7 protein-coding genes, 1 rRNA gene and 1 riboswitch are annotated in these 6,565 nt (G+C 43.8%); of the genes, 6 read left to right on the forward strand and 2 right to left on the reverse strand.

What is annotated here, in order from left to right; translation table 11 throughout:
* Nucleotide 1: 1 nt before the first annotated feature.
* On the forward strand, nt 2–1,210 hold the full coding sequence (gbsB, locus tag BLL41_RS19790; RefSeq protein ID WP_071579163.1) for a choline dehydrogenase: 1,209 nt from the start codon (nt 2–4) through the stop codon (nt 1,208–1,210).
* Nucleotides 1,211–1,297: 87 nt separating this feature from the next.
* Nucleotides 1,298–1,876: an MOSC domain-containing protein gene (locus BLL41_RS19795; RefSeq protein ID WP_071579156.1), complete on the forward strand. Its 579-nt coding sequence runs from the start codon at nt 1,298–1,300 to the stop codon at nt 1,874–1,876.
* Between the two features lie 5 nt (nt 1,877–1,881).
* On the opposite strand, the gene BLL41_RS19800 is transcribed toward BLL41_RS19795, so the two are convergent.
* Nucleotides 1,882–2,370, reverse strand: coding sequence for a DinB family protein (locus tag BLL41_RS19800; protein ID WP_071579157.1), 489 nt, complete (start codon nt 2,368–2,370; stop codon nt 1,882–1,884).
* A 168-nt stretch (nt 2,371–2,538) separates the two neighbouring features.
* Here BLL41_RS19800 and BLL41_RS19805 point away from each other — a divergent pair, with 168 nt between their 5' ends.
* Genes BLL41_RS19805 through BLL41_RS19815 form a run of 3 tightly spaced genes read left to right on the forward strand, consistent with a single transcriptional unit; the run spans nt 2,539 to nt 5,152 of the window.
* The gene (locus BLL41_RS19805; protein WP_083428084.1) at nt 2,539–3,063 is read left to right on the forward strand and encodes an NfeD family protein; all 525 of its coding nucleotides are present in this window, start codon (nt 2,539–2,541) and stop codon (nt 3,061–3,063) included.
* A gap of 20 nt (nt 3,064–3,083) precedes the next feature.
* On the forward strand, nt 3,084–4,613 hold the full coding sequence (floT, locus tag BLL41_RS19810) for a flotillin lipid rafts scaffold protein FloT (protein ID WP_071579159.1): 1,530 nt from the start codon (nt 3,084–3,086) through the stop codon (nt 4,611–4,613).
* Between the two features lie 17 nt (nt 4,614–4,630).
* Complete coding sequence (locus BLL41_RS19815; RefSeq protein WP_071579160.1) at nt 4,631–5,152, forward strand: GNAT family N-acetyltransferase; 522 nt, start codon at nt 4,631–4,633, stop codon at nt 5,150–5,152.
* A 41-nt stretch (nt 5,153–5,193) separates the two neighbouring features.
* Here the strand turns inward: BLL41_RS19815 and thiT are convergent, their stop codons facing one another.
* Nucleotides 5,194–5,772 carry an energy-coupled thiamine transporter ThiT gene (gene thiT / locus BLL41_RS19820; RefSeq protein ID WP_071579161.1) on the reverse strand — a complete coding sequence of 193 codons (579 nt, stop codon included), beginning with the start codon at nt 5,770–5,772 and terminating at the stop codon, nt 5,194–5,196.
* A gap of 98 nt (nt 5,773–5,870) precedes the next feature.
* Nucleotides 5,871–5,972: riboswitch (TPP riboswitch) on the reverse strand.
* Nucleotides 5,973–6,439: 467 nt separating this feature from the next.
* Here thiT and BLL41_RS19830 point away from each other — a divergent pair.
* Nucleotides 6,440–6,565 (forward strand): 16S ribosomal RNA (locus BLL41_RS19830); the annotation flags it as partial.

A 6,565-nucleotide genomic window follows, 5' to 3' on the forward strand; every position in this document is an offset into this window, starting at 1 on the left:
GATGACATTAAATATGAAGGTAGAAAGTATGCAGAAATTCCACACATTTGAAATTCCGACTGTCATTAAGCACGGAATCGGAGCCATCAAGCATACGGGTGAGGAAGTAGCTGCACTGGGCGTTTCAAAAGCACTCCTTGTCACAGACCCAGGGATTTATAAAGCTGGCGTAGCTGATCCTGTTATCGAATCACTTAAAGGAGCAGGCATTGAAGTGGTGCTCTTTAATAAAGTGGAGCCAAACCCGCCTGTCCGTCTGGTGAATGAAGGGTCTGAGCTTTATAAAAAAGAGAATTGTAATGGCTTGGTGGCAGTTGGAGGCGGAAGCTCCATGGATACAGCAAAAGCAATCGGAGTAGAAGCAACTCACGAAGGAAGCGTGCTTGATTATGAAGCGGCAGATGGGAAAAAACCGCTGGAAAACCGCATTCCTCCGCTGACGACAATTCCCACTACGGCTGGAACAGGATCAGAAGTAACGCAATGGGCGGTTATCACAGATGAAGAAAGAGAATTCAAATTCAACACGGGCGGTCCGCTGATTGCAGCGCACTTAACCATCATTGATCCTAAGCTTCATATTTCAATGCCTCCGCATGTAACAGCCATGACGGGAATTGATGCGCTTGCTCATGCTATTGAGTGCTATACAATGAAGTTTGCGCAGCCAATCACGGATGCAGTTGCCTTAATGGCGATTGAGTATGCCGCTCATTACATTAAAAGGGCATTTGCTGATGGAGAGGATCTGGAAGCAAGGTACGGAATGGCGCAGGCTGCAATGCTTGCCGGTCTTTCTTACGGCAGTGAATCAGCTGGCGCGGCTCACGCGATGAGCCAAACGCTTGGCGGTATTATCCCAGTCGCTCACGGCCAATGTGTGGCGGCGATGATGGGGCCTGTCATGGAATACAACTGGAAGGGCTATCCTGAGAAGTTTGCACGGATTGCGAAAGCCTTCGGTATTGATACAAGCAAGATGACAACAGAAGAAGCTGCGAAAGCATCTGTCAATTGGATGTATGATCTGGTCGAAGATTTAGAAGTGCCGACTTTAGAAGATCAGGGAGTATCACCTGATATGATCGAACGCTTGTCTAAAGAAGCAATGAAAGATCCGCAAACCTTCGGAAACCCTAGAGATTTAAATGAAAAAGCATACAACTGGATCTATAAGCGTTGCTTTAACCTTACGCCTAAAACGGTATAATCAAAATCCCGCTCCTTTACAGAGCGGGATTTTTTGGGATAATGAAGCATAGATGGAAATTTTAGATGAGAAGGAAGGTGCCAGCTGATGTGGAAGCGTATGACCGCAAAAGCGGAAGGCTTATATATTGCAGATACAGAAAGCTTCGTAACAAACCAAATGGACAAGCTTGATTTTGATTATGGCGGCATCCCCGGAGACTTGCATTTTGGCTTGACCAAAAAAGCGGGAGCCAGAGAACCAATGTTTTCAAGAGGGACTGAAATTTTCAACCGCAGACAAATTTCAATTGTTTCAATAGAGGAATGCAACGAAATTGCTTTAAAAATGGGAGTGCCGAGGATTTCGCCGGAATGGCTCGGGGCGAATGTGGCAGTCAGCGGTATACCAGATCTTACTACATTAAAAGAAGGAAGCCGGATTATTTTTCCGAGCGGAGCCGCTCTGCTGTGTGAGGGCGAAAATGATCCGTGCATTCAGCCCGGAGAAGTCATTCAGTCTTATTATCCGGAGCAACCGAAGCTGGCGCCGGCTTTCGTCCGCCATGCAGCGGGCATGCGAGGAATTGTCTGCATTGTTGAAAGACCCGGTGCTGTTTACGCAGGTGATGAAATAGAAGTTCATTCCTATCAGCGAAAAGTTAAACGAAAAGCAGAAAGGGTCTGAACAAATCAGGCCCTTTCTATCTTTTCTTTAATTTCTTTCATTTGGCTGAGGTGCCGTTTTTCATGATGGCCGATAAAATCGATCCACTGTCTGACAGTCAGCTCTTGAAACACAGGATGCGGAAGCACTCTTTCAAAATCTTCTTCTTTCAGGGAGGCGATCGCAGCAGTCAGCTGCTCTCTTACCACATCAAGCTCGCGTTTCATTTGGCTGCCTGAAATAAAATCATGCGCAGGTTCAAGATGACTCGGGGCTTTCCGTTTATTATTTCTGTTCTGTGCTACCTCAAGCCGTTTTTCTTCAATTTCTTTAATCGGAGCGTCCTTTACACGTTCCTTCAGCATTTTTTGTGCAGTCAAATCGATTTTTTTCAAATGGTCAAGAACTTCCCGTATACTCCATTCTTCAGCAGAAGGCTTTTGGTTCAGCTTTTCGTCAGAAAGTCCTTTCAATTCGTTCCACGTTTCTAATCTGGCTTCGTTAAAGATACTCATCATATCTCCTCCTAAAATGACATTACCATATATATAAGCAATTATCATTTATAAAGCACTTCAAAATGGGTTATTTGTCTTAAAATTTTGAAACCTTTCCTGCGGTGTCTCGTATAAATGGTAACGGCAGCCGTTCATCAATGCATTGATGAAGAAAGGATGAGGGAATTGGAGTTATTTGGTGTACCTATACAAACGATTTATCTTTATACGCTTATTATTGCCGGCAGTCTTACACTGTTATTTCTGTTTTTCGGAGATGTATTTGCAGGACTGTCGGAAGGTATTCCCTTTCTAAATCCTACATTAGTGCTCTCATTTTTCACATGTTTTTCAGCAGGCGGATATATAGGCGAGCTCGTATTGCCGCTGTCAAGCTTGCTGATTGCGCTTTTATCTTGCATCCTTTCAATCATGCTGGTGATATTGCTTCACATCTTTGTGCTGGTTCCATTATCATCCGCGGAAGAATCATTGGCATATAGAGAAGATGATCTAAGAGGGAGAGTCGGTAAAGTAATTACAGCTGTTCCAGTTGACGGGTTTGGCGAAGTGGTCATAGAAGGAATAGGCGGCACCATTTCAAAGTCAGCGGTCAGTTTTGATAATCAGCAGATCAGTTACGGGACAACGGTGCTGGTCGTAGATATTAGCAATGGAGTTCTTTCTGTTACTCCGCATGAACCCATTTAAAACCCAAGGAGGAATTTGATATGACAATGCCGATTATAGTGATCATCGGAGTTGTATTCTTTTTATTAATTGCACTAGTAGCTGTGTTTATTACAAAGTATCGTACAGCAGGGCCAGATGAAGCGTTAATCGTAACGGGGAGTTATCTGGGCAATAAAAATGTTCATGTCGATGAAGGCGGCAACCGTCTCAAAATCGTCCGCGGCGGAGGAACCTTTGTCCTTCCCGTCTTCCAGCAGGCAGAGCCGCTAAGCTTATTGTCAAGCAAACTTGATGTTTCGACACCTGAAGTCTATACAGAGCAAGGAGTGCCTGTAATGGCCGATGGAACTGCGATTATTAAAATCGGCGGTTCTATAGGAGAAATCGCTACAGCAGCCGAACAATTTTTAGGGAAATCGAAAGACGACCGTGAGCAGGAAGCGCGAGAGGTTTTAGAAGGCCACCTTCGTTCCATTCTTGGCTCAATGACAGTAGAAGAAATCTACAAAAACAGAGAAAAATTCTCTCAAGAGGTGCAGCGTGTCGCTTCACAGGATCTCGCAAAAATGGGGCTTGTAATCGTCTCGTTTACTATTAAAGATGTACGTGATAAAAACGGTTATCTTGAATCATTAGGGAAACCGAGAATTGCCCAAGTAAAACGCGATGCTGATATCGCAACAGCAGAGGCTGATAAAGAAACCCGGATTAAGCGGGCAGAAGCCGATAAAGACGCAAAGAAATCTGAACTTGAACGGGCGACGGAAATCGCTGAAGCTGAAAAAATCAATCAGCTCAAAATGGCTGAATTCCGCAGAGAACAAGATACGGCAAAAGCGAATGCTGACCAAGCATATGATTTAGAGACAGCCAGAGCGCGCCAGCAAGTCACAGAGCAGGAAATGCAGGTTAAAATTATCGAACGCCAAAAGCAAATAGAACTAGAAGAAAAAGAAATTCTTCGCCGTGAACGTCAATACGACTCAGAGGTGAAGAAAAAAGCTGATGCAGACCGTTATTCTGTTGAGCAGTCCGCAGCAGCTGAGAAAGCCAAACAGCTAGCGGAAGCCGATGCCAAGAAGTACAGTATAGAAGCAATGGCAAAGGCTGAGGCGGAAAAAGTAAGAATTGACGGGCTAGCCAAAGCAGAAGCTGAAAAAGCAAAAGGAGAAACAGAGGCTGAGGTTATCCGCCTGAAAGGTCTTGCAGAAGCGGAAGCAAAAGAGAAAATTGCGGCTGCCTTTGAACAGTACGGGCAGGCGGCGATTTTCGATATGATCGTCAAAATGCTTCCGGAATACGCGAAACAAGCAGCGGCGCCTCTTTCAAATATTGATAAAATCACCGTTGTAGATACAGGAGGAAGCGGTGAATCAAGCGGCGCAAACAAAGTAACCAGCTATGCGACGAACTTAATGTCAAGTCTGCAAGAAAGTTTAAAAGCATCCTCAGGAATTGACGTAAAAGAAATGATTGAGAACTTTTCAGGAAAAGGAAACGTAAAACAAAGCATTAATGAATTAACAAATGAAATCAAAGAAGCCAAAACGGTCCAAAAATCAGAGTAAGGAAAGGACAGAACCGGATGGTAACTGTACGTGAAGCGAAGTTAGATGATATAAAGGACATTGCAAAGGTGCATGTAGACAGCTGGCGGACAACATACCACGAAATTATCCCGGCTGATTATTTAAACAGCCTGAACTATAAGGAATTTGAAGACAAATGGAAAAGCCGCTCGTTAAAGGGAGTATTTGTTGCCCAGGATGAAAAGGGTTCAGTATTCGGCTTTGCTTCATTTGGACCTATTCGCTCTGAACAAGAAGGCTATGACGGCGAGCTATATGCTATTTATCTTCTGGAAGAGCACCAGCGGCAAGGTGCAGGGAGGGCGCTCTTAACAAAAGGAGCAGAGTTTTTGCTTCAACATGGCTTTTCGAGCATGTTTGTTTGGGTCATTGAGCAGAACCCCTCGATTATATTTTATCAGTCCTATTCTCCTGAAAGAGTATCGGAGGACAGCTTTGAAATCGCCGGAGTAAGGCTGAAAGAAGCGGGCCTCGGCTGGCCGGATCTTTCTGCTTTAAAAACACTTCTTAACAGATAACAAACAATCCCCCAGCGGAATTCGCTGGGGGATTGTTATTTTTACGCTTTGTCACTTTTAAGCAAACGGGGTGCTGTCATAAATAATAAACATAGGACAATTGCACAAATAATGAATGAAGGAACCATGTAAGTCGCATTATAAGTTAAAGAATAAATCCATACCGGTGTTCCTTTTGGAGCAAAGCTGCCGAAAAACACAGCTCCTGAAATGACATGCGCGGCATAGCGCAGGAAACTGCCGATAAAAACTGCGCTGACCACTGAAACAATCAATTTCCCTTTTGTTTTTGATACAGCGGCTTTACGGACAGAAGAAGCGAAACAGCCGCTTATGCCGATTGCTGCGAAAGCGACAATGTAATCTAACAACAGTTGTACAGGATGTTGAGCAAACAAGTTTCCGATTGCTATTTGTACTAGACCTGTCAACAAACCTGTAGTAAGACCTGCTTTGACACCCCAGCGAAACGAAATTAAAAAGATCGGAATCATCATGATGGAGACCGAGCCTCCTTGAGGCATGCTAAGAAACATTCCTGAGACAATGTCTAAAATAACGGCTGCCGCTGTCATAATGGCAATTTCAATAAGGCGAACCAGTTGCTTAGATTGATTCATATCTATCTCCTTCCATTGACAGACAACCAAAAGGACAACAAAAAAGCAGCACGCGGAAGGATGAGAAAAGTTCCACGCACTGCTTTACGATCGCAATTCATTTGACTTTGCCACATCCCTACGCCAGCGTTAACTAACAGGTTCAAAGGGTCAGAACGAAACCGCTCACTCTCAGCTTTAATGCTCCCCTTGTGGTCATCAGTATTTAGTTCGTTTCTACTATACAAGAAAACAAAAAAAACAACAAGACCACATGACTGATGTATATGTTCTTTTAAGAAAGTTATATGATACACACGCTTTAGAAATCATGGCGAGGATTATAGTTTATTTGATTTATAGATTTTTTTAAAAAAACTATTGCAATAAATAAATACAGGTGTTATATTATTAAACGTCGCTGATGCGCTTCTGAGAAAACAAGCTCACAGCGGCGGAGAAATAAACCAAAAAAACATTTGACAAAAGAAAGTCGAAATGTTATATTAATAAAGTCGCTTCAACAAGAAGTGAAAATGATCTTTGAAAACTAAACAAGACAAAACGTACCTGTTAATTCATTTTTATAAATCGCACAGCAATGTGCGTAGTCAGTCAAACTAGGCCTGCACGATGCAGGTCACACAGGTGTCGCCGCAGGATGCGGTGAGATTAACCTGTGATCCATTTATCGGAGAGTTTGATCCTGGCTCAGGACGAACGCTGGCGGCGTGCCTAATACATGCAAGTCGAGCGGACAGATGGGAGCTTGCTCCCTGATGTTAGCGGCGGACGGGTGAGTAACACGTGGGTA

Origin of the sequence: Bacillus sp. FMQ74 (assembly GCF_001875785.1) — a bacterium.
In the GTDB taxonomy this organism is placed as follows: domain Bacteria; phylum Bacillota; class Bacilli; order Bacillales; family Bacillaceae; genus Bacillus; species Bacillus stercoris.